This is a genomic window from Dehalogenimonas etheniformans (genome assembly GCF_014672715.2).
Classification (GTDB): domain Bacteria; phylum Chloroflexota; class Dehalococcoidia; order Dehalococcoidales; family Dehalococcoidaceae; genus Dehalogenimonas; species Dehalogenimonas etheniformans.
On sequence record NZ_CP058566.2, the window covers coordinates 744784 to 769443 of the forward strand.

Annotated in this window: 18 protein-coding genes; 6 read left to right on the top strand and 12 right to left on the bottom strand. The window is 50.2% G+C overall.

Translation table 11 applies throughout. The annotated features are described in order from the left end of the window. Genes HX448_RS03800 through HX448_RS10630 form a run of 3 tightly spaced genes read right to left on the bottom strand, consistent with a single transcriptional unit; the run spans nucleotide 1 to nucleotide 2447 of the window. Complete coding sequence (locus HX448_RS03800) at nucleotides 1–1560, bottom strand: class I adenylate-forming enzyme family protein (protein WP_190259912.1); 1560 nt, start codon at nucleotides 1558–1560, stop codon at nucleotides 1–3. Then, nucleotides 1561–1833 carry an acyl carrier protein gene (locus HX448_RS03805; RefSeq protein WP_190259832.1) on the bottom strand — a complete coding sequence of 91 codons (273 nt, stop codon included), beginning with the start codon at nucleotides 1831–1833 and terminating at the stop codon, nucleotides 1561–1563. It abuts the gene before it with no gap. 11 nt (nucleotides 1834–1844) lie between these two features. Beyond that, nucleotides 1845–2447, bottom strand: coding sequence for an acyltransferase (locus HX448_RS10630; RefSeq protein WP_190259833.1), 603 nt, complete (start codon nucleotides 2445–2447; stop codon nucleotides 1845–1847). Nucleotides 2448–3577: 1130 nt separating this feature from the next. Here HX448_RS10630 and HX448_RS03815 point away from each other — a divergent pair. From HX448_RS03815 to HX448_RS03835, 5 genes are all read left to right on the top strand, one after another. After that, nucleotides 3578–4387, top strand: a complete 810-nt coding sequence (locus HX448_RS03815) for a hypothetical protein (protein WP_226846845.1) — start codon at nucleotides 3578–3580, stop codon at nucleotides 4385–4387. A 410-nt stretch (nucleotides 4388–4797) separates the two neighbouring features. Further along, nucleotides 4798–6582, top strand: coding sequence for a glutamine--fructose-6-phosphate transaminase (isomerizing) (gene glmS, locus HX448_RS03820; RefSeq protein ID WP_190259835.1), 1785 nt, complete (start codon nucleotides 4798–4800; stop codon nucleotides 6580–6582). Between the two features lie 180 nt (nucleotides 6583–6762). After that, complete coding sequence (gene glmM / locus HX448_RS03825; protein ID WP_190259836.1) at nucleotides 6763–8046, top strand: phosphoglucosamine mutase; 1284 nt, start codon at nucleotides 6763–6765, stop codon at nucleotides 8044–8046. Nucleotides 8047–8374: 328 nt separating this feature from the next. Continuing rightward, nucleotides 8375–10159, top strand: a complete 1785-nt coding sequence (glmS, locus tag HX448_RS03830) for a glutamine--fructose-6-phosphate transaminase (isomerizing) (RefSeq protein ID WP_190259835.1) — start codon at nucleotides 8375–8377, stop codon at nucleotides 10157–10159. A gap of 163 nt (nucleotides 10160–10322) precedes the next feature. After that, the gene (locus tag HX448_RS03835; RefSeq protein ID WP_190259837.1) at nucleotides 10323–14810 is read left to right on the top strand and encodes a beta strand repeat-containing protein; all 4488 of its coding nucleotides are present in this window, start codon (nucleotides 10323–10325) and stop codon (nucleotides 14808–14810) included. Between the two features lie 297 nt (nucleotides 14811–15107). Here the strand turns inward: HX448_RS03835 and HX448_RS03840 are convergent, their stop codons facing one another. Further along, nucleotides 15108–15734 (bottom strand): hypothetical protein, encoded by a 627-nt coding sequence (locus tag HX448_RS03840; protein ID WP_162486024.1) that lies wholly within the window; start codon nucleotides 15732–15734, stop codon nucleotides 15108–15110. Nucleotides 15735–15840: 106 nt separating this feature from the next. Here HX448_RS03840 and nth point away from each other — a divergent pair, with 106 nt between their 5' ends. Further along, a complete protein-coding gene (gene nth, locus HX448_RS03845; protein WP_104201607.1) occupies nucleotides 15841–16479 on the top strand; it encodes an endonuclease III in 639 nt (212 codons plus the stop codon). Between the two features lie 31 nt (nucleotides 16480–16510). Here nth and HX448_RS03850 read toward each other — a convergent pair whose 3' ends face one another. The 8 genes from HX448_RS03850 to nuoH are packed head-to-tail and all read right to left on the bottom strand — an operon-like array spanning nucleotide 16511 to nucleotide 24659. Further along, complete coding sequence (locus HX448_RS03850) at nucleotides 16511–17296, bottom strand: TatD family hydrolase (protein WP_104201608.1); 786 nt, start codon at nucleotides 17294–17296, stop codon at nucleotides 16511–16513. Continuing rightward, nucleotides 17296–18756 (bottom strand): NADH-quinone oxidoreductase subunit N, encoded by a 1461-nt coding sequence (locus HX448_RS03855; RefSeq protein ID WP_104201609.1) that lies wholly within the window; start codon nucleotides 18754–18756, stop codon nucleotides 17296–17298. Before HX448_RS03855 ends, HX448_RS03850 begins: the two co-directional genes overlap by 1 nt. Then, nucleotides 18757–20253, bottom strand: a complete 1497-nt coding sequence (locus tag HX448_RS03860; protein WP_104201610.1) for a complex I subunit 4 family protein — start codon at nucleotides 20251–20253, stop codon at nucleotides 18757–18759. A gap of 13 nt (nucleotides 20254–20266) precedes the next feature. After that, complete coding sequence (nuoL, locus tag HX448_RS03865) at nucleotides 20267–22231, bottom strand: NADH-quinone oxidoreductase subunit L (protein ID WP_226846847.1); 1965 nt, start codon at nucleotides 22229–22231, stop codon at nucleotides 20267–20269. A gap of 16 nt (nucleotides 22232–22247) precedes the next feature. Further along, the gene (gene nuoK / locus HX448_RS03870; protein ID WP_104201624.1) at nucleotides 22248–22553 is read right to left on the bottom strand and encodes an NADH-quinone oxidoreductase subunit NuoK; all 306 of its coding nucleotides are present in this window, start codon (nucleotides 22551–22553) and stop codon (nucleotides 22248–22250) included. Nucleotides 22554–22558: 5 nt separating this feature from the next. After that, nucleotides 22559–23041, bottom strand: a complete 483-nt coding sequence (locus HX448_RS03875; protein ID WP_104201611.1) for an NADH-quinone oxidoreductase subunit J family protein — start codon at nucleotides 23039–23041, stop codon at nucleotides 22559–22561. After that, nucleotides 23042–23620 carry a NuoI/complex I 23 kDa subunit family protein gene (locus HX448_RS03880; protein ID WP_104201612.1) on the bottom strand — a complete coding sequence of 193 codons (579 nt, stop codon included), beginning with the start codon at nucleotides 23618–23620 and terminating at the stop codon, nucleotides 23042–23044. Further along, a complete protein-coding gene (nuoH, locus tag HX448_RS03885; protein WP_104201613.1) occupies nucleotides 23607–24659 on the bottom strand; it encodes an NADH-quinone oxidoreductase subunit NuoH in 1053 nt (350 codons plus the stop codon). The genes HX448_RS03880 and nuoH overlap by 14 nt, the downstream gene beginning before the upstream one ends. Nucleotide 24660: the final 1 nt, after the last annotated feature.

Below are 24660 nucleotides of genomic sequence, written 5' to 3' on the forward strand. Positions count from 1 at the left end.
TCAGAAGTTCCTTTTTGCCAACAACGATTTTTGTACTTTGCCGTTGTTATCTTTGGGTAGATCTGCCCTAAACTCAACGACTTTTGGCACCATTGAACCTTTGAGTCGGGTAGCACAGTGCTCAATAATCATGTTATTGGTTATTTGTGTCCGATAATGCTCGTCAACAACTACGTACGCTTTGATCGAATTACCGAGAATCTGATCTTCGACCGCGATGACTGCTGCTTCTGTTATTCCTGGACATGAACACAGCACTTCCTCTATTTCCTTCGGACTGACAAGTTCACCACCGCTCTTGAACATCTCGTCCCGGCGCGCGATGAAATATAGAAATCCATCTTTGTCTTGTTTGAACAAATCGCCTGTGTGCAGGACCTGTTCCCCGGGGAAAAATCCCGGATGCAACGCTCGAGCGTTTTCGACCGGACGGTTCCAGTAACCTCTCATTACGGTTGAGCCTCGGACGACCAGTTCTCCCACCACATTAGGTTCTGAGATTCGATTACCCTGTGCATCGATCAAGTATACTTCGGTGTTCGGGATGGCGATTCCGACTGACGATGGCCTGCGGTCCAACTCACACGGGGGTAAATAGGAAACCCGTTTACATTCAGTCAAGCCGTACATGGAAAAGATTTTAACTTTGGGAAAGATGGAGCGTAGTCGATTGATATGGGGTAACGGCAAAGCCTGCCCGGTGCTCGAGATATATCTTAGGCTATCTAGATTTAATCCGTCGAGATTTTTTAATCGTAAAAGAATGGCTACCATGGTTGGCACGACCGGGAATCCTGTGACATGATTATTGATAATTGAATCGATAATCCGATATGGGAAAGCAAAGGATTTTTCCAGTATGACGGTGCCACCGAACTTTACAGCCATCAGCACTTGATAAAGGCCGTAATCGAAGGAGAGTGGCAAGGCATCCAGAATGATGTCACCCGGGGAATTTTCCAGGTATTCAACAATCGAGGTGGCTGCTGTGACCATGTTCAAATGGGTCAGCATAACTCCCTTTGGTTCTCCCGTTGAACCCGATGTGTATATTAGGCTAGCAAGATCGACATCAATGGTACCTGCTCCTGGCTTTGAACGAGGATATCGGGCAAGAGCCTGGGGGTAAGACATGATTTTTCGATCATCTACTGGTGTCGGCGCATCGTTGATGTCAGTCAAGACGATGAGGTGTAGGTCAGAACATTCACCCAGTACAGGCACTAGCGTTTGGAACCGGGTAAAATCGGTAATAATTGCCCTGCTTTGGCAATCGTTCAGTATAAATTTAAGCTTCCTGGATTTTATCTGATGATCAAGAACCGAAAAGACAGCTCCGATTTTCAAAATAGCGAATAAAGAAACTACCACTTCGATGGAGTTTTCGAGCAATATGGCTACTCGGTCATGGCGCTTCAGTCCTTGTTCAATCAAAGCGTTGGCCAGTGCATTGGCCTGATATTCCATTTCCTGATAGGTCAACCGCATTTTACCGCAGATAATCGCCGTTTTTGCCGGGAACAATTCTGCGGTGCTTTCCAGAAAGTTCTGAAGTAACAGTTAGGTCACCTCGATTTTGGAATTAAGTTTGGTTTTAATGAAGGCATTCAGTCGATTGATTGAGTCAAGATTCTCGGGAATCAAATCCTCGTCCTCGACCCTAATATCGAAGGTTTGTTCGATAAAAGCTACCATCTCGAGCACCCCGGTGGAGTCGACGATACCATTTTCGAACAGTGAATCGTCGTCCTTCAGAATGATGTTGGGCAGACGATTCAGGAAATTATCGTTGAGGTAACTCTTGATCGCCGATTCGATATCAACCGTTTTCATTTTCACTACCTTCATACCCCGGGCGTTGTTTGCCCATCAGCCTTCTTTGATTCATTATTCTGGGTGTAAGCATTCGCTGAGAATAGGGAAGTTAAGTGCTTCTTCAATTTAATTCTATTGTTATTATAATTCCTTGAGTTCCACCAGTCGGCTCCCGATTCGATGACTACATCGGGTGGTTTCTGAATGCTCCAACGCTCTACGCATTTGGTCAAATATTTATTCACCGAACCAAATGGGCGGGCTGGTACTCCCATTGCCAGCGTGTTTGGAGGGATATCGCTGATGACCACTGAACCGGCTCCGACTATACAGTTGTCCCCGATGGTGATATTAGGAAACAGGATTGCATTTTGTCCGATGACACAGTTGTTGCCGATAGTTATTGGCCCGAACACCTGTAGGTCCGGTACATCAAGACGGCCTATCCAGGCACCGCCATCGTGGGTAATGAAAGTCACCCCGGCCGCAATGGTGACATGGTCTCCGATCTTGACCAGGTATGGTTCATCTCCAAGGTGACGGATAAATATGCGGCATCCAAACCCAACATTTGCCCCTTGACTTCGAAAATATTCACCGACAGTATTTTCGTCGTATAGGGTTGAGGCCAAGACATAACGGGCAGCCTTTCTAAAGTTGAAAAGCAGGGCTCTGAATCGCCTCCTTGGTGAAGAAGGCTTTGATGCAATTTTAGTAGGTTCAGAATTGGACTCTGGAGTGTTCGTGTTCATGGCAATAATCGTGGCTTGTTCGGAGAAATCATATATAAATGATTGTCACTTATAAACAACTTTGGTTCGGGTATCTGGGCAATTTCTTGTCTATGATACTCTGATTCCGGACTCGAAACAACGGCTTGTTGGCTCTATTCGAATAATACCAAACAAAGCCCTTGTTTGAACGGTAGTACCCTGAAAGAAATCGCAATAAAACTATGCCGCAGAAGAGTTAGCGGATCTGAAAGTGGAAACTTTTCGAAGTTTCAGGTAAGTCAACATATCTGGTTTGCAGAATAATGTATTCCAGTTGTATGCTTCTGGCAATAATAGTGCTACTTGCTAATACGGTGCTCGTTCACCCAGGGTTTCGTTTAAAGAGAAGATGTTCATAATCATATCGGTTCTACTAATGGCATTGCTCGTGACCAAGGAGGTCATGGTGTCAACAGATTCGAAGACTTTAGGACAATACTCTCGACCTGTAAATTTTCTCATTGCTGTTTTTTTGTTATTTTTCGTCATTACTTTGATCGTCGAAATTCAGCCAATAATATCTGGTTCTTAAATCATGATAAGGTCTGTATATTTGCTCTATCCAACCATCGCGGATTCTAGCCCTGTATGCTGTCAACATTTACACATAGAGTGATTTGACGGTAGCCATATTTTTCAACATACATGACATGGGTTGGTATTGAGTTGAAAAACGCGCCAACTTCATTTCTAAATTTCTTTAGAGATAGGCTCGGTTTCTTCGAGGCAAGTAGAGTGCTAGGTGAACCTGATATTAGAATTGAATTCGTCAATCGCGTCGAATTGGGGGACGATAACTTTGTTAGTTACGGGAACGGCATGGCCCTATTAGTTACGGGAACGGCATGGCCCTATCTTGTAACGGTGAATCAATCGGGATCATCGACCCCGGCGAGCGCGATCCTTGGATACGAATTATCTTGGGTGAAACGTCGTATGCCGCCTCTTGCCGCAAAGATGCGAGGCCGCAGGAGTTATACAAGCTCGTTTTGTTTTTCATGATGTTACCCAAGCTCATCCAAAAGAATGCTGTTCTGGTGCATGCTTCCTCTGTATTCTATAAGGATAAAGGATTCTTGTTTCCGGCTTGGTCAGCCACAGGCAAGACCATCATGATGATGAATTTTATCGCACAGAGAGCTAAACTCATCGCGGATGATTTCACCATCGTGACGGCAGAGGGTTCGTTACTCTGTTTCCCAGGCGTCATATACGTCCGAAACCCTCATTCGGCCAAGATTGGATGCATCAATAAAACAAATTTGTTCTTCTCATCATATACTGCCTCCAGGCTTACCAGATGGGTGCTTCCGTCACTGGGCAAGGTTTTTCGGCGCCTGCCATTAAGAACAGCCAAGACAATTGGACTGGCATGTATCCAGATGGGAAAATCCGACATGTGTGTCCCCTTTCCTTTTGAAAGACTATTTCCCCAAGGCGAAATTAAGCGATCATGTGTTATGGATACTGTCTTCTGCTTACACAAAGACCGGCATTCGCAATCGAAGATCCGTTCAATGCAAGAAGACTGTGCGACAATTCAAATCGTCTCAAATCTCATGGACCAAATTGAAAACAATATTCCCGGTTTGTATCAGGCTTGCAGGTTCGTCCTGTCTGCCGGAGGAAAAAGTCAATTTGAAGGCATAGAACAGCCAGCTTTAAAAATCATTGAAAAAGCGCTTGTCGCGAAACCGATATATCTGGTGTCTTTCGCCTGGGATTCCAATCCTGAGGTGATCGTCAGGGAACTCATGCAGTGTCCCTCGATCGAATTCTCAGGCCTGCAGAACGCATAAAAGTGATCTTACCTTTTGATTTCTTAAACTAAATTTGTATAATTAACATATAAATAGGCACTTATAGGTAGGTAAAGTTATATCTAGTCATCTTGACAGCGATTTAGCCTAGGTTTATTATCGAATTGTACCGTTGATCCAGATTTGGTCACTCGGAAAACGGTTGCGAATGGTGAAACCGGCGCGAGAGGCCGGTTTTAGTTATTTAAAAGTGGGTGGATTATTGTACTAAGTATGATATGCTACAAAAATAAGTAATGTTACGTATTGTTAAGGAGGATTGTTATTCATCATAATAGTTTGTTGTAATAAGTTTAAATGAAGGATATGGGAATAAAGATTCCAATTTCTTGGTCGAAAATGACTAAGCATGCTCGTTCAAAGTTTTTATATCGAGGTCACTTTTTTCAATGTGTGGCATAGTAGGATATGTAGGTAATAAGAAAGCGCAGCCGGTGCTCATGGAGACGCTGGCGAGGCTGGAATACCGTGGCTACGACAGTTGCGGTGTCGCCATCAGGGGCAGTCCGTTGACTGTCTATAAAGGCGCCGACAGGGTGGGGCATCTCGAGGCCAACTCACCCTTGGTCTCGGGCACTATTGGCATCGGGCATACCCGGTGGGCGACACACGGCGAGGTCTCGGAGGCCAATGCCCACCCCCACACTGACTGCCGGCAGAAGATTGCCGTGGTCCACAACGGCGTCATCTCCAACTACCAGGAGCTCAAAAAGCAGTTAACTAACGAAGGTCACATCTTTGTATCGGGGACCGACACCGAGGTCCTGCCCCATCTGATCGAGAAATACTACGAAGGTGATATCGAAAAGGCGGTGAAGCAGGCTCTTGATGAGGTTCAGGGCAACTACGCCATACTGGTGGTGACCGAATATGAGAACCGGATGGTGGCCGCCCGGAACGGCAACCCGCTGATCATCGGCATCGGCCCTGACGGCTTTATCACCGCTTCTGACGTTCCCGCTGTTCTGAACTACGCTCAAAAGATCATCTATCTTGAAGACAATGACCTGGCCGTCATGGGCAGGGACGGCCTCAAGATCACCAACGAGGGGGTAGAAGTCAGGCGCGAGGCCTTTGATTCGCTGTGGGCTCTGGAGGATCTGGGTAAAAACGGCTATGAACACCACATGCTCAAAGAGATAAGCGAGCAGCCCAGGGTGGTCCAGAACTGCCTGCAGCAATATAACATAAAGGAAAGGGCTTATCCTGATGCCCCGCCTGTATTGGACGGGGACACTCGTAACCTCACCCTCATTGCCTGCGGCACGTCATGCCATGCCGCCCTGGTCGGCAAATACATCATTGAAGAATTGACCGGCATCCCCGTAAGGGTGGAGGTAGCCTCGGAGATCAGCCACCGCAGGCATCTTGTTGCCACATCCAAGGTCATCGGGCTGTCGCAGTCCGGTGAGACGGCTGACGTTTTGGTCAGTCTGAAACGGATGAGGGACCAGGGGGCCGAGACGGTGGCCATCACCAACGTTTTTAAGAGCACCATCAGCCGTATCGCCGACCAGACGATCTACACCGCAGCCGGGCCCGAGGTAGCTGTGGCGGCAACCAAGACCTTCATTGCTCAGCTGGTAGCGCTTATTAAGCTTGCCCTCTCCCACCCTGAGGTCGACCCTGTAATCCGGGGCCGGCTGGAGGCTGAACTGGAGCAATTGCCTCGCAAGATTCAGGAAATCATCGACAACAAAGCGCAGATTGAGCGTTATGCCGAGTATCTGGCGGCGGCCAGCCAGGTCTTTTTCATCGCCAAGGGTGTCAACGTGCCCATTGCCTACGAGGGCGCCCTCAAGGTCAAGGAGATCGCTTACTTGAATGCCGAGGGGTACTGCGCCGGGGAGCTGAAACACGGGCCGTTCGCCCTGCTGACGCCGGACTCGATGGTCGTCGCCCTGATGCCCCGCGACGAGAACTATGAGGCAATGTCGATCACCATCCAGGAGATTCGGGCCAGGAAGGCTCGGCTGCTGTGCCTGGCGGAGGCTGGTGACGACGCCCTCGACGGCAGTGCTGATTATGTCCTCAAGCTGCCGCCGACGCTGGACCTATTATCGCCGATCTTGAATGCCGTGGCCCTGCAGCTCCTGGCCTATTACACCGCCAAAGCCAGGGCATGTCCCATTGACTTCCCCCGCAACCTGGCCAAAAGCGTCACCGTGGAGTAAAAAAAGCATTGGGTAGCAACTCTTTAACTTCATTAGACTACCAACACTTCCGTCAAGATTTTAGACAAACCAGAGCTAATCGCCCGAACTCAACTAGACGAGTTCGCTTAATATCCGCTCAGTAAGTATCATCACACGTTCCTTTTTGACATAAGGGAACAAACGCCTTTAAAATCGAGTATGGGTCTTTTCGGAAGTTCGGGAATTCGTCAGCCTTTCAATGAACAACTCGTCGATGTTGTTTTCAGGGTTGGGCGGGCTGTTGGTTCGAAGTACCCGAGGGTGATTGTCGGCTGTGATACGCGAACCTCTAGTGATGCTTTGAAACATATCGCTGTCGGTGGGCTCTCTATCTCAGGCGCTAAATCCTTCGATGCCGGACTGGTCCCAACCCCCACGCTCGCATTTGCGGCGCGGAAATTCGATTGCGGCTTGATGGTAACGGCATCTCACAATCCTCCGGAATATAATGGCATAAAGCTTTTCAATCCCGATGGTTCATCGTTCAGTCCGGATCAACAGCAGGAAATAGAAACTATTGTATCGGCTGCTTCACCTCATATAGCCCAATGGGGATCTGTTAGTTGGTGTTCTAATTACCACGGCGCTGTTGAGCAGCATATCAACCAGATCCGCAAGATATTTCCACAGTCTTATCATCTTAAGGTTGTGGTAGATTGCGCCTGCGGGGCGGCATCAGATGTTACCCCGAACCTCTTAAGAGCTTTAGGTTGCTCGGTTTTAAGCCTCAATTCCAACCCAAGCGGGTTCTTCCCTCATGCCGTTGAACCACTGGAAGAAAACTTGAGCGACTTAATTAATGCTGTGCGGAAATCCGGAGCTGATTTTGGCATTGCCCATGACGGCGATGCGGATCGGATGATGGCTGTAGACGACGCAGGTCGTTTTATCACTGGTGATAAAATGCTATGTCTGTTAGCTGCAGCAGAGAGAGCCCAGAAAGTAGTGACCACCGTCGACGCATCGGCGATGATCGACCGGCAGGGCTACCAAATTGCCCGGACTCGGGTCGGCGATAGCTTCGTATCGGAAGCGCTTAAGAACGGAGGCGATTTTGGTGGCGAACCATCCGGGGCCTGGATTTTTCCCAGGAACACCTTGTGTCCAGACGGCATTTTCGCCGTTGCCTGCCTCGTCGATTTGGCCAGCAAAGCCAAACTTTCAACCAAGATCGATCACCTGATCGAACTACCGATCCGCCGAGGCAGTCTACGAGTTGATGGCTTGAATCTTCGCCATTTCGAACAGGAACTTATATCCTTGTTCAACCCGCGGGATGTTGATTACACAGATGGTATCAAATTGAATTTTACCGATGGATGGATATTAGTTCGAGCTTCCGGCACAGAACCAAAAATACGATTCACCGTTGAGGGTGAAGACGAGTCGTGGGTGCAACAGACTATCGATAAATTGTCGATGTTGCTATCTAGGTCTCGTTAGTAGCTAGACGGCTGAGCGTCATCCTTTTGTTTAGTGGAATGAGATGCGGGTCTGAAATTACTTTAGGCCGTCATCATCCTGAATGACCATAAATTTCTTTTTATTTCGGATTCAATTATTAACCCTTTTAGATATCGCCGTAATAGTTACAACAATACGTGACATCATGTAGGCGCCTTTCAAAATTTTTCATCATTTAGACGACAGCAAAACTATGCCGCTGTCTGCAATAATGCTCTAGGAGTCATCGCTGAAAGTTGGCTCTGATGGTTTTGGTTATTAGTTCTTGGTATCCGGTAATATCTTATTGCGAGAGAGTTGGACCACAATGTGTGGCATAGTAGGATATGTAGGTAATAAGAAAGCGCAGCCGGTGCTCATGGAGACGCTGGCGAGGCTGGAATACCGTGGCTACGACAGTTGCGGTGTCGCCATCAGGGGCAGTCCGTTGACTGTCTATAAAGGCGCCGACAGGGTGGGGCATCTCGAGGCCAACTCACCCTTGGTCTCGGGCACTATTGGCATCGGGCATACCCGGTGGGCGACACACGGCGAGGTCTCGGAGGCCAATGCCCACCCCCACACTGACTGCCGGCAGAAGATTGCCGTGGTCCACAACGGCGTCATCTCCAACTACCAGGAGCTCAAAAAGCAGTTAACTAACGAAGGTCACATCTTTGTATCGGGGACCGACACCGAGGTCCTGCCCCATCTGATCGAGAAATACTACGAAGGTGATATCGAAAAGGCGGTGAAGCAGGCTCTTGATGAGGTTCAGGGCAACTACGCCATACTGGTGGTGACCGAATATGAGAACCGGATGGTGGCCGCCCGGAACGGCAACCCGCTGATCATCGGCATCGGCCCTGACGGCTTTATCACCGCTTCTGACGTTCCCGCTGTTCTGAACTACGCTCAAAAGATCATCTATCTTGAAGACAATGACCTGGCCGTCATGGGCAGGGACGGCCTCAAGATCACCAACGAGGGGGTAGAAGTCAGGCGCGAGGCCTTTGATTCGCTGTGGGCTCTGGAGGATCTGGGTAAAAACGGCTATGAACACCACATGCTCAAAGAGATAAGCGAGCAGCCCAGGGTGGTCCAGAACTGCCTGCAGCAATATAACATAAAGGAAAGGGCTTATCCTGATGCCCCGCCTGTATTGGACGGGGACACTCGTAACCTCACCCTCATTGCCTGCGGCACGTCATGCCATGCCGCCCTGGTCGGCAAATACATCATTGAAGAATTGACCGGCATCCCCGTAAGGGTGGAGGTAGCCTCGGAGATCAGCCACCGCAGGCATCTTGTTGCCACATCCAAGGTCATCGGGCTGTCGCAGTCCGGTGAGACGGCTGACGTTTTGGTCAGTCTGAAACGGATGAGGGACCAGGGGGCCGAGACGGTGGCCATCACCAACGTTTTTAAGAGCACCATCAGCCGTATCGCCGACCAGACGATCTACACCGCAGCCGGGCCCGAGGTAGCTGTGGCGGCAACCAAGACCTTCATTGCTCAGCTGGTAGCGCTTATTAAGCTTGCCCTCTCCCACCCTGAGGTCGACCCTGTAATCCGGGGCCGGCTGGAGGCTGAACTGGAGCAATTGCCTCGCAAGATTCAGGAAATCATCGACAACAAAGCGCAGATTGAGCGTTATGCCGAGTATCTGGCGGCGGCCAGCCAGGTCTTTTTCATCGCCAAGGGTGTCAACGTGCCCATTGCCTACGAGGGCGCCCTCAAGGTCAAGGAGATCGCTTACTTGAATGCCGAGGGGTACTGCGCCGGGGAGCTGAAACACGGGCCGTTCGCCCTGCTGACGCCGGACTCGATGGTCGTCGCCCTGATGCCCCGCGACGAGAACTATGAGGCAATGTCGATCACCATCCAGGAGATTCGGGCCAGGAAGGCTCGGCTGCTGTGCCTGGCGGAGGCTGGTGACGACGCCCTCGACGGCAGTGCTGATTATGTCCTCAAGCTGCCGCCGACGCTGGACCTATTATCGCCGATCTTGAATGCCGTGGCCCTGCAGCTCCTGGCCTATTACACCGCCAAAGCCAGGGCATGTCCCATTGACTTCCCCCGCAACCTGGCCAAAAGCGTCACCGTGGAGTAAAAAAGTCATTATATTTATACTTAATAACCAAAATACGTATTGACACCAGAAATATCGGCTCATATAATCGCCATAGCTCCTTTGCCAATCATCAGAAGATATTTGATGATCAATTTTGATGCAATTTGAGATGACAACCGATAAATAAATAAGGAGGATAGGAATGCACGGGTTATTCGGTGGAAACAAATCCGGAAAAGAGCCAGGGAATTTCCCTAGGTCGATGAAGAGGCTGTTTATAGGGATTCCCTTCGCAGCAGCAATAATATTGGCTTGTTCCGCCGCGATTTCAGCTGCAACTTTTCTATCTGGCGTTAGTGTCGGGCCTCAAAATGGAGCGCTCACCTACGGTACCAATGGCAGTGTTACTTACGATATTACACTCACACATAATGATACTGAGTCTGGCGGGGCCATCACACTCAATTTTGACTGGACGGCGGGCGATCCGGGTGGTGTGAGTGCCAGTTTCGACGGCAATCCATATCCTGAAGGAACAACCACAGCTACCCTAACTCTGAACACTTCGGCTACCACCTCTGCAGGTGATTGGTCTTTCAAAGTTACGGGCACAGACTCCAAAGGTATACCCATCGAGGGAACTGGTGCATTAAGCATTCAAAAGGCTACTCCAATATTGTCAGTAACAAACTCGGGTATAGCTTATGATGGCACAGCAATGTCAGCAACTGTCTCTTCAGGGACGGTAGTTGGTGTCGTTAGCAATATTTTGACCGGCGGTGCCGCCACTCAAACCAATGCAGCAACATATGCCGTTACCGCCAATTTCACCCCGGATGATACGGTTAACTACAATTCACTTACCGATGCGGCTGCCGGTGACTTCATTATTACCAAACGTGATATAACCATAACTCCTAATCCGCAAACCAAGGTGTTTGGCACACTCGATCCTAGTTTTTCGTACGATGCGATAGGGTTGGTTGGCAGCGATTTCGTGCTCGGTTTCTTTACCAGGGCGCCCGGAGAGAGCGTTGGAACCTATGCCATTATCCCGGACCCAAATGGGGTCTATGGCGGAAATTCTTTGGGACCAAATCCGAACTACAATGTAATTATAGGCCCTAATAACCTGACTATCACAAAAGCAACTGCTAACGTTTCCGTAACTGGTTATGATAGTGTTTATGATGGTGCAGCACACGGAGCTTCGGGTAGTGCTATTGGCGCATCTGCCACGATTGAATTTGCGGATAATCCGCTTAATTCGGAACGCATTTGGGGTGACAACTGGTTCGCCCAGACATTCGCGTCTTCCTCCAATTTTCATCTGACTGCAGTTTCGATCAGCGGAAAAGTGATTGGTAATCCCGGAGTTGTGACCGTTAGCGTCAGGGAACTTACCGGAGTAAACACGCTTGGTCCCGATCTCTGTTCTGGTACTATTGATCAAACCTCTCTCATCGGTTTACCTGGAAATCCGATCTTCGAAAGTTACAAAGCAGTGACTGTAGACATGGGAGCTGGGTTTGATGCCGTAGCTGGCCATTCGTACGCCATCGTCGTAAGAAGCTCGGCAGGAGATGCTTCCAATTATTTCGCATGGATTGCTGATACAACAGCGAACGATTTCGCTGGCGGACAAGAATATTCCTCCAGCGGAACTCTCCACGCGACGTGGAACGCCATCCCCGCCAACGACATGTTCTTTGGAGTGTTTGGTACAGTTGATTTAGCCGGCTCTTTGATCCTTGGAAGCTCATTCACTGATGTGGCCGGAGGTACTGCCGATTGGACCTTCTCCGGAGGCACAAACTACAACGATGCCAATGGTTCAGTCCTGATAACTATTTCCCAAAAGGAACTGACCATCGGCGGTACGTTCACCGCCGACAGCAAAGTTTATAATGGGACTACGGAAGCAAACATTGCCACCAACAATCTGACCCTGTCTGGTAAGGTCGGAGCCGATGATGTTACTCTTTCTCCGGTGGTCGCCTTTGCCGACAAGAATATCAATCTCACCGGCCACAAGATCGTCAGTCTGACAGCCGCTTCCAGTCTGACGGGCGCACAGTCCGGCAACTACTCGCTGTCACTTATTGTCACGCCGACAGCCCAGGCTGATATCACCGTGAAAACGTTGACCGCTGATGTCACAGGTGTTAGCAGAGCCTATGATGGTTCCACTATTGCCACTGTCAATTTTGCCGATGACCGCATCGCGGGTGATGTCTTCAGCTATACCTATGTCGCCACCTTCGCAAGCAAAAATGTCGGTACAGGCATTGCGATTAACGTCAGCGGCATCGCCATAACCGCCAATCCGCTTGATGATTCTGGCAACTATACGCTTGGTTCAGCTACCACAGATACCACCAGTGCCGACATCACCGCTAAGGCATTGACAGTTACTGGCCTGACCGGGGCTAATAAGACCTACGATGGAGATACAACTGTCACCGTCAGTGGTACAGCGGTTCTTAGTGGAATCGTTGCTCCTGACGTAGTTACCCTGGGAGGTACGCCGGTCTTCGCCTTTGCCAGCAAGAATGTTGGTACCGGTATCGCCATCAATGGTGCCGGATACACTATAGGCGGCGCCGATGTTGCCAACTATACTGTGACCCAGCCCACGCTCTTGGCCGACATCACTGCCAAGGCCTTGACGGTCGTTGGTCTGACTGGAGACAACAAGACCTATAATGGCACCACCGCAGCCACTGCGACGGGCATAGCAGCCCTGGATGGGATCGTTGCCCCTGATGTGGTGACTCTGGGAGGTACGCCGGTCTTCACCTTTGCCAGCAAGAACGTTGGGACCGTTAACATAACCACCACCGGTTATACTCTTGGCGGTGCTGACGCCAGCAACTACACCGTGACCCAACCGACTCTCTCAGCCAGTATCAACGCCAGGACGTTGACTGCCAATGCCGTCGGCGTCGACAATGTCTATGATGGCACCACTGCCGCCTCCGTTAGCTTCACTGATGACCGCATCGCGGGTGATGTCTTCAGCTATACCTATGTCGCCACCTTCGCAAGCAAAAATGTCGGTACAGGCATTGCGATTAACGTCAGCGGCATCGCCATAACCGCCAATCCGCTTGATGATTCTGGCAACTATACGCTTGGTTCAGCTACCACAGATACCACCAGTGCCGACATCACCGCTAAGGCATTGACAGTTACTGGCCTGACCGGGGCTAATAAGACCTACGATGGAGATACAACTGTCACCGTCAGTGGTACAGCGGTTCTTAGTGGAATCGTTGCTCCTGACGTAGTTACCCTGGGAGGTACGCCGGTCTTCGCCTTTGCCAGCAAGAATGTTGGTACCGGTATCGCCATCAATGGTGCCGGATACACTATAGGCGGCGCCGATGTTGCCAACTATACTGTGACCCAGCCCACGCTCTTGGCCGACATCACTGCCAAGGCCTTGACGGTCGTTGGTCTGACTGGAGACAACAAGACCTATAATGGCACCACCGCAGCCACTGCGACGGGCATAGCAGCCCTGGATGGGATCGTTGCCCCTGATGTGGTGACTCTGGGAGGTACGCCGGTCTTCACCTTTGCCAGCAAGAACGTTGGGACCGTTAACATAACCACCACCGGTTATACTCTTGGCGGTGCTGACGCCAGCAACTACACCGTGACCCAACCGACTCTCTCAGCTAGTATCAGTAAAAATCAGTTAACAGTTGCTGGCTCTTTCACAGCTAACAGCAAGGCATCCGATGGAAATGCATCGGCGACTTTCGCCACCAATAACCTTGCTCTTAGTGGAGTAATAGCGGGCGATACGGTTAACTTTAGTCCGGTCATCGCCTTCTCTGACGCAAATGTTGGAACAGGCAAGACTGTCTCATTGACACCTGCGTCGAGCCTCGGCGGGGCTGACGGCGCCAATTACTCCCTGTCCCTTGTCGACGCACCAACTGCGACTGCTGATATTACTAGTGGTGGAGGTGGTGGAGGCGGCGGAGGAGGTGGTTTTGGTAATCAATTGGTGGGTATAAACCTGGCAGGCACTTCGCCCTGGATGGACGGCAACGGCAAGTCGATTACAGCTGGTGAGATCAAAACACCCGATGGTAAACTCACTCTGAACATCCCCGTCGGTGTCTTTATCTGGAATGCAGCTGGCGCCGCACAGCCTTTCCTCTCGGCTAACACACCATCCTCTGTTCCGGCTGCACCGGCTCAGGCTAAGATACTGAACAGCTACGACATGGGTCTAAACGGTGTCACTTTCAATCCCGGTATCACCATAAGCTTCGCGTATTCTGCTTCTGACATTTCTGGGATCTCGGAGAGTGGCCTGTATATTGCCTGGTGGAATGGCTCAGCCTGGGTTAAATTAAACAGTGTGGTGGATACTGCCAACAAGACAGTTACGGCCAATATTACCCACTTTACGGTGTTTGCCCTGATCGGCGCTCAGGCTCCTCCCACGACCACGCCTCCGCCGACCACGACGCCTCCACCGACGACTACTCCTCCGCCGACGACCACTCCTCCGGCTACAAAGACAACACTCCCGCCGACTTCTTCCACGACCACTAACCCACCTGGCGACGAGACTCCAACTAATTGGATACCTGGAGTGATACTGGTAATGGCACTCCTACTCGGGTTGGTCTTGTTCGTAAGGCAAAGACGGCCAAAAGAAAGAATTTAAGCACAGTTTGGATTTTTGGGGAGTCCGATTGGACTCCCCAAAATTTTTAAATATAACCACTACAATACATTGTCTACTAGGCTGCTTTCGTCATGTTACAATTCCAAGACGTGATGCCTATCCAAAATCGACAATATGATTTCATAGTTGGTATCAAACGGCATGAAAAACGAGCAAAGTTTGTACGATAGACTTTTAAGGAAATGAAAGCGCGGACTGATCAGGTGACGCTGCAGTTCTCTCTTGCCTGACCCCTAATCAGCAGGTTAAAGGTTAGAAGCCTGTACGGCTCACCATTTACCCTGGTTGCATCTTCCGAATTAGTTCTTCCGATTTCTTCATCGTCGATGGTCTTCCGCTTTGAGAGCACCGCTGAGCAAACTCGAAAATCCTGGCGTCATTGCCTAGCGACTCGAAGCCATCGATAAACGCAGATAGCACGTGTCCGCGGATGACCTGATGGCATTCATCTGTAGGGAGTGGGATTTCATCGACCTGTAGGATCTGATTCAGGATTTTATTGGCCAATTCCGGGCGATATTTCAGAATCTGTCCGGCGCCAAGAACCACGTTAGCGGCAGTCACCAGTTTTTTGTCCCAAAGATGCGAGAGGTATTTATCGATGACGCCATCGAGGCGATGTTGGGTATCGACTCGCGCCACATAACCCAGGATGCGCAATCCATTCCATAGTAGAACGCTCGATTGGTTATCGAGAAGGTCGGCGAAAATATTAAATTCGGGGTAAAGGAGTTCCGGTGCATCTCGGGCTATTAGACTCAATTCCTTTGCAGCTCGGAATCTATCGGTTCCCTTGGAGTTCATGATTGATATAAGTTCCGGGATGATGGAAGGATCGCTGTCAGCTTGTTCTAATCTGGATTGATCGGAGTTCTTGTTCCTGGTAATCATCGCGACTTCCATGACGGCTAGTTGTTATAGACTGATCTAATTATAGACCCCCTTTTCCCAATGGAGTCAATAGATGGAAAGAATATTTGTTGTGTATTCCAATATGTTAAACTGAAATATGACTGATAAGCCTGCCGACATCAACGAGACTATTAAAAGACTTAAAAAAGCCTATCCTAAATCTCGAATCGCGCTCAATTTCAAAACCCCGCTAGAGTTGCTTACCGCCGTGATTTTGTCGGCGCAAACCACCGATGTAGCTATCAATTCTCTCACTCCATCGCTCTTTGCCAAGTATAAGAACGCGTCGGATTACGCCACCGCTGAAGTAACAGAGCTTGAGACTCTGATTAAACGCTCCGGTTTTTACCATGCCAAAGCAAGGAGCCTGATGGGCATGGGTAAAACCCTGGTTGAAAAATTCAACGGTCAAGTTCCTTCGACAATGGCGGAGTTGATTGAAATACTTGGTGTGGGGCGAAAAACAGCGAATATCGTTCTATGGAATGCCTTTGGGAAGATCGAAGGTGTTGCCGTCGATACTCATGTTGCAAGACTGTCTAAGCGACTGGGTTTTACCCGGGATGAAGACCCCGTGAAAATCGAAAAAGACCTGATGAAAATTGTGCCTCACGAGGATTGGGGCCGAGTCTCTCACTGGCTGCAGGACCATGGCAGGGCTATCTGTACTGCTCGAAAACCCAATTGTGCGGGTTGTTTTCTAAATGATATCTGCCCTTCGGCTTTCAAGGTGTAAGTTGATGATCCAATCGGATCGGCGACTCGGTTCAATCTAACTTAAACAATTTTCTTGTGTTATCGGCGGTCGTTTTAGCAATATCTTCGAAAGAAATTTCCTTAATTGCAGCTAGTGCCTGTGCTGTTTGAACCAGATATGAGGGTTCGTTACGCTGCCCGCGGTGACTTTGAGGTGGCAGGAAGGGGCAATCGGTTTCAAGAAGTAGTCTGTCTAGCGGGATGAACCGATATACTTCGTGACTCTTCCTTGAAGAGGGGTAAGTGACATATCCGCCCAGGGAGATATAGAAGCCGGCATTCATATATGCGCGTGCCGTGTCGATCGTTCCGTTAAAACAGTGGATGACACCTTTCAGGTGGTTGGGATTGGTTATAGCCCATTCAACAAGAATCGGCAATACAGTTGAATCCGCTTCTCGACTGTGCACAACCACCGGTTTTCCGACTTGTACCGCTAGCTCAAGCTGGAATTTCAAGGTTCCGAGTTGTTGGCTTTCGGAAAAAGGTTTATGGTAAAAATCCAATCCGGTCTCGCCAATTGCAACAACTCTTGGATTTTGCGCTAGTGCTGCCAGTTCGCGTTGTGTTTCGAGGGTCATCGCTGCAGAATCGGTGGGATGTATCCCAACCGTGGCATAAATGTTTCGATGGTTTTCTGCCAGCCTAATGGCTTTCTTGCTTGAAGGGAGATCGGTTCCGATGGTAACAATGGTCCTTATGCCAGCCGCTTCTGCCCGATTCAAGGCTTCGTCGAAATCGGGTTCAAATTCCGGCAAATCGAGGTGGGCGTGGCTATCGATCAATTCTACAGGCATTATCGTGTAAAAATCGTCGATGCCGCTTCGGATAATTTCAAGACTGCGGCCGGTATGATGCCGAGAACCAGAATTCCGATCGTCGATATTCCAAGAGCGGTTTTGAGCGGTTTTGACGCAGGTACAGCGACCTGGCTAGCGGATTCTCTTAGCCAAAGAACCTTTATTACCCCAAAATAGTAGTAAGCGGAGATGACGGTGTTAACGGCGGCAATAACAACCAGCCACAACAAATCTGCCTGTACACCCGCATTGAAGACATAAAATTTGGCAAGGAATCCGGCAGTGGGCGGAAAACCCGTCAACGAGAGCAAAGCCAGCGTCAGGGCGCCGGCCATGATCGGTGAGGAACGGGCAAGTCCTGCGTAGTCGGGGAAGTCATCGCTTTTTACCTGCTTCGAAATAGCTATGATGCTGATGAATGCTGCCAGGTCGCTTACCGCAAAGCAAATGAGATAAAAAAGAACGCTACCAATCGCGAGACCTGAATTCGCAGGCTCATTACCCAAAGCCGCTAAGCCGACTAATATGTAACCGGCATGGGCGATGGTCGAATACCCGAGCAGGCGCTTGATATTTTTCTGGGGTATCGCCATCAAATTGCCGGCGGTCATGCCAATGGCAGATATCACCGCTATAACCGGCGCCCATTGGTTAGCCAGCGCCGAAGGTTCAATAAATGCGCTACTCAACACCCGAATTATCAAAGCAAAACCTGCAGCTTTGGATGCTACAGATAGGTACATTGTGATCGGCGTAGGGGCGCCTTCGTAGACATCCGGCACCCAGAACTGGAATGGTACGGCCGCGATCTTAAATCCCAGACCGACGATAATGAATATGAGACCCATCAATAGGCCCGGGCTGTCCAAGACCTGGGAAGGCGCCATTGATTGAATTGTCGCGGCGATTTCGGACAAGCCTGTGGAGCCAGTGAACCCGAAAACCAGTGCCATGCCGTAAACGAGCACCGCAGATGCGACCCCTGAAAGTAGAACATATTTGAGAGCTGATTCTGTCGATTTCTTATCTTTCTGGATGCCTACCAGCACGTAAAAGGAGATTGCGGTGATCTCTAAAGAAAGATAAAGCGTAATCAAATTGGAAGACTGAGCGATAAGCATCATGCCCAGGGCAGCCAACAGGACAAGGGCATGATATTCGCCGTGGAATTTTTTGAAGTTTTCAACGTAGTCGACTGACGCAAGAATAACAAGCCCTGCCATTACGGGGAAAAATACCTTGAAGAAACCGGCAAATGAATCATGGGCGATCATCCCGCCGAAAAGACTCTGGGGAGTGGAAGGCCATTGAAGGATCGCCGCGCTGATCGATGCGATAAGCCCGGCAATCGACAAGCCGACCAACACCTTCTTGTTGGGAACAAACAAATCCACCAGAATTACAGCGACGGCTGTACCAAGAACTATATATTCCGGAGTCAGGAGGCTGTAGTTCAACTAGGAACCTCCAAATAAAGCCGCGATTGGGCGTATCCCGCTATCGATGACGTCTGTGATAATCCGGGGGTATAAGCCGATAACGAACATGGCCGCGATGAATATGATCGAAAAAGTCTGCTCAACTTTGTCCGCATCATGAACACCTTCGAATTTGGGATGCGGCAGGCCAAAGAACACGCGCTGAACAGTCCACAAAATATACGCCGCGGCTAATAGAATACCTAATAAGCAGAGCAGAGTGAACACCTGGATGCCGCCTACGACCCCACTACTGAAGGACCCCAGGAACACCGTGACTTCGGCGATAAAGCCAGAGGTTGCCGGTACCCCCATCGCGCCTAAGCCGCCCAGGATAAAGATGATTGCTGTCCGCGGCATTTGGTTCGCCAAGCCCCCCAGTTTTGGAATGCTGCGTTCGTGGCTGTTATGCATGACCACGCCGACGATGGCAAATAAAAGCCCGGTGATAATGCCGTGGGATACCATCTGGAGCGAAGCGCCGACCATCGATATTTGACTGAGGGCGAAGATGCCTAGGAGAACAAAGCCCATGTGGCTGATAGACGAATACGCGATCAGGCGCTTGATGTCGGTTTGTTTGAGCGTAATAGCTCCGCCGTAAATGACGTTGATCACAGCTAGCACCAGGATGACCGGCGCGAACTTGAGCGCCTCATCCGGGAACATCGAGGCGTTGATGCGGATCATGGCATAACCGCCCATTTTTAGGAGTGTGCCGGCAAGGATCACCGAAACCGCTGTGGGTGCATCTGTATGGGCATCTGGCAGCCATGTGTGGAAAGGGAAGACCGGCAATTTGATAGCAAATCCAAGGAAAAAGAAGATGAAGGTGAGCGCCAATGCTCCGGACTTCATGACTTCTGTCAGATCGGCACTGATCAGATTCGTCATGTCAAGGGAGCCGGTGGCAAAGTAGAGAATCAAAATTCCGGCGAGTATAAAAGCGCCACCCAGGAGGGTATAAAGAACGTACTTGAGAGCCGAATACTCCTTTCGCCCGGCGCCCCAGATGGCGATCAGGAAGTACATAGGAATCAACTCTAGCTCCCAGAAGATGAAGAACAGAAGGAAATCGGTGGCGATGAATACACCGGTGATAGCGGCCTGCAGCAAAAGGACCCAGGCGAAATATTCCCTCACTCTGAGATCGATTTTCCATGAAATCAGGATCACCAGGAAACCGATGAAGGTTGTCAGAACCAAAAACGGGAGAGACAAACCATCGACTCCAAGGGAGTAATTGGCGTTGATGAGCGGAATCCACGAAAGTTTTTCGGTGAATTGCATCACGCCGCTCATCGAATCCGAGCGATCGAATCCGATAAAGATGATCAGGGAAATGAGCAGAGGTATAGCGGTGGCAATGAGTGACACCCATCTTATGGTTCTTGGCGAAAGCCTTGGCCAAAAAGCAATTAGCAGTGTACCGGCTATTGGAATAGCGATGGTCAGTGTCAATAATGGGATATCCAAATGCTACCTCCTTTTAGCCGGCCAAGAAAATGGCGATGATGATCGCCAAAATGCCGAAAGCGAAGAACAGGCCGTATGTTTGGAGTTGACCTGTTTGAGCCCGCCTCAATCCAGAACCGGCGGCTACGGTGTTGTCCGCCACGGCATCCACAGCGCCGTCGACGGCTTTCTCGTCAAAGTATTTGAAACGCCCGAACAGTGAACGCGTAATCGCATTTTCTACCACGATGGTGTTTAATCCGTTGTCCAGCAAGCGGGAGTCGAAATACTGGAAGCCGTTGAAAATACCGCGCAAGAGTAACAGTTCTCCGATTACTTTCTCGTAGAGTTCATCAAAGAAGTATTTACGCCGGACCAACTCGTAAAGAGCGCCGAACCTCCGGGAGATATTTTCGACCGACAGCCAACCTTTGACATATATTGAATAAGCAAGGAATATGCCGGACATGGCGAGCAACAAAGATATCCAGGTGACCGGTTCTTTAAATACGCCGAACAAACCTTCCAGAAGGCTCCGGGTTTCACCATGTCCGAAAAGACCGGCGAACCCTCCGTTGAGATTTAGGAACCCCGAAAACGCCGCAGGTACTGCAAGAATAATGAGCGGCGCCGTCATTACGGCCGGTGGATTATGGGGATGGCTTTGACCACGATACGTGCCGTGGAAAGCAAGAAAGATCAACCGGAACATATAGAAAGCGGTCAGGAACACCGTTATGAGAGCAAAAATCATTAGGATTGGTTGCGTGGAAGATCCGGCGACTATCTCATCCTTGCTGAAAAATCCCGAAAGAGGCCAGATACCGGCCATTGAAAGGGAGGCGATGACCATCGTCCAGTAGGTCTTCGGCAATTTGCTTTTCAGACCCCCCATTTGACGCAGATCGAATGTTCCCGTGGAGTGATTGACCGAACCCGAGCCCAGGAACAACAAGCTTTTGAAAAAGGCATGGTTCATCAGGTGGAACATGGCAATTGCTATGCCGCCGGTGCCCAGGCCGAGCATCATATACCCGAGTTGTGAGATTGTCGAATAAGCCAGCACCCGTTTCATGTCATGCATGACGAGTCCCATACTGGCGGCGAAGATGGCCGTGACTCCGCCGATAACCGCGACGGTGGTCAGCGCTACCGAGGATTGTTCGAACAACGGGTATGTCCGGGCAACCAAGAATACTCCGGCGGCGACCATGGTCGCCGCATGGATCAAGGCCGAAACAGGCGTCGGACCTTCCATGGCATCCGGCAGCCAAACGTGAAGCGGAAATTGGGCGCTTTTGCCCATGGCTCCGAGGAAAATGCCCAGAGCCGCCCAGGTGATTACCCCGCCGGCTAAAACACCTGCAACCGCCAGACCGTTCAGTTCGCGAATATCGAGGGTACCGGAATTAGTAAAAAGAACAAGGATCGCTGCGAGGAAACCGAAATCACCGATTCTGGTAACGATGAATGCTTTTTTTGCCGCCGCTGCGGCAGCAGGACGTTGGAACCAGAAACCAATAAGCAGGTATGAACACAAGCCGACCAATTCCCAGAATATGAAAGTGATGAACAGGTTGTCGGACAAGACCAGACCTATCATCGAGGCGCTGAAAAGAGAGAGAACAGCAAAATACCGCTCGAAGCCGGGATCGCCTGCCATGTATCCCATTGAATATATATTGACCATGAGGGCGACAGCCGTGATGACCACCAGCATAACCGCTGTCAGGCTGTCCAGAATGACCCCCGGTTGGATCTGGAGACTTCCGATCGTCAGCCAATCAAAAGGCGCGATGGCAATCTCGTGGTGGGGGGATTGGATCACTCCTGAAAGTGCCCACACTGATAGAGCCAAAGCCAGGCCTGCCGCAAAAATACCGATATACCCGCTGACTTCAGGCTGGGGTCTTAAGAACGGTTTTACGAAAAGAGCGATCAACGCGAATGCTAACAGAGGTAGCACAAAGATCGCCCAAACAAAAAACGGAGTGATCAATTCACCGGCTCCAATTTCACCATTTCATGAGATCGATTTTCGTGGCGTCGATGCTGTCCCGACTGCGGTAGATCGACATGATTATTGCCAGGGCGACGGTGGCCTCGGCTGCCGCAACCACGATGATGAAGATCGCAAAAACTTGCCCGGTCAGAAGGCCAGGGACTACGAATCGCGAGAACGCTACCATGGCTATGGCGGCGGCATTCAGCATCAATTCGATACACATAAGGATGACTACTGCGCTTTTCTTGGAAAGGGAGCCCCACAGGCCGATACCGAAAAGCACGGCCGAAAGGACAAGGTAATGATTCAGCCCAATTTCCACTACTTGTCTCTCACCAAAATTATCGCTCCGATTATGGTGGTTAAAAGGAGAACCGCCGCCATTTCGAGCGGCAGCATGAAATTTTCGGGTGAAAACAGCAGGTTTGCCAACAACGGAGTTGTAGGCTCCGCCGGAGGCACCTTTGATACCGGCCAATCCGTATTGATAGCGGTAGCGATGAGTGAAATAGAAACAAAACCGCTCGCCACCAGCGCAGGCATCTTGAGTTTATTAGTCAGGCTGCCCAGAGTGATTTCTCTTGTCAGCATGATTGCCAGAATGATTAGAATCGAAATCGCACCGACGTAAATGAGCACCTGGATCGCGGCGAGGAAGTCTGCCGTTAAGCTGGCAAACAGCCCGGCAACCAGGAAGAAGCACAAGACTAACATAAGTGACGCGCGGAAAACATTTTTCAGGAGGACAACCCCTAATGCGCTGACGATAATACCAATCGCAAAGACCCAAAAAGCAACGGCCATTTATTTTTCGCCCCGCTTTTTCAAATCTTCCAGGTAGGTTGTCTGGTTAAGGAGCAGGGTTTGCGGTGGAAGTATGACCTCAATACCAGGACGGTAGTAACCGGAGCGCGGGCGGACGGCATCGTCCACCAGCAGCGCATCATTGGACCTGACAAGTTCAACACAGCGACCATCCGACGGCGTGTTCCCTGTTTTAGCTTCTTTGGTTGATGAGCAATGATAATTGGTGTTGGCATAACTATAACCGAGGTAAATGGAGATTCCGGTCGGGCACGATTCGATGCATAAACCGCAAAAAATGCACAGACCGAAATCAATCGTGAAATCGTCGGTTTTGAGTTTTTTATCTTCACCGCGGGAGACGGTCATGGAGATGGCACCTACGGGGCAGGCTCGCTCGCAGGCGCGGCAAGAGATGCAACTTACCCGATCCCAGATAATGTCCGTGCCCCTTAACCGTTGCGACATGACCAGTTTTTGCTCGGGATACTGGACCGTGATCCACTTGCGACCCAGGTGCTTAGCGGTTACATCAAGGCCACGGAGGAGCCCTTCACCGAAGTTTTTAAACGATGACATGGCCGCCTCCGGTCCGGAATTGACGACTGGCGCCGATGATAAGAATAAATGCAAGAGCAAAATTCAAGGGTACCGCCAGCCAAACTTTGTCGTTGAGCCCGGTCAGTACCAGGACGGCAGTCAGTATCAAGTTGAGCATGGCGAGCGGCAACAGGAACTTCCAGCCAAAGGCCATGACCTGATCGATCCTGAGCCTGGGGAAAGTTGCCCGAACCCACATTATGAACGTAAACACTGCGACGATCTTTATCAACAGCCAGATGAAACCAGGCAACAGGGGACCTGCCCAACCTCCCAGAAACAGGGTGCTGGCTATAGCTGAAACCGAAAGGGTTTCCGCATACTCCGTGAGGTAAAAGAGACCGAATTTCATCCCCGAATACTCGGTCTGAAAACCCGCAATGATTTCCGAGTCAGCCTCAAGAAGATCGAAAGGCGTACGATTTATCTCAGCCATGGCGGCGGTCATATAAATCAAGAAACCGAGAGGTTGCAGAAGGATAAACGGGATATTCTGGGCTTTCACGATATCGTCGAGCGAGAGAGAGCCAGCCAGCATTACAGCGCCTAGTATTGAAAGTACCAGGGGAATCTCATAACTGACTTCCTGGGCAATGGTGCGCATGGCACCGAGCAGGGAATACTTATTAGAGGATGACCAACCAGCCATGAAAATCCCGATCACTACCACCGAACTCACCGACATAATGTATAAAATGCCGATGTTAAGGTTGGCGAGCAAAGCCCCATCGCCGAATGGGATGACGGCAAAAACAGCCAGCGCCGGAACGAATGCTATGAGGGGAGCGAGGAAATGTACCGGCTTATCGGCTAATGCCGGCACAATATCTTCTTTAAGAAGGACTTTAACGGCGTCAGCCAAAGGTTGGAGCAATCCGAACGGGCCCGCCCGATTCGGTCCAGGGCGGATCTGGAAGCGTCCCAGGCCACGACGTTCGAACCAGATGAAAAACAGCACTCCGCTAATGACGAAGACGAAGATGATCAAGGTGAAAACGGCAAAATGGAGCCAGTCCATA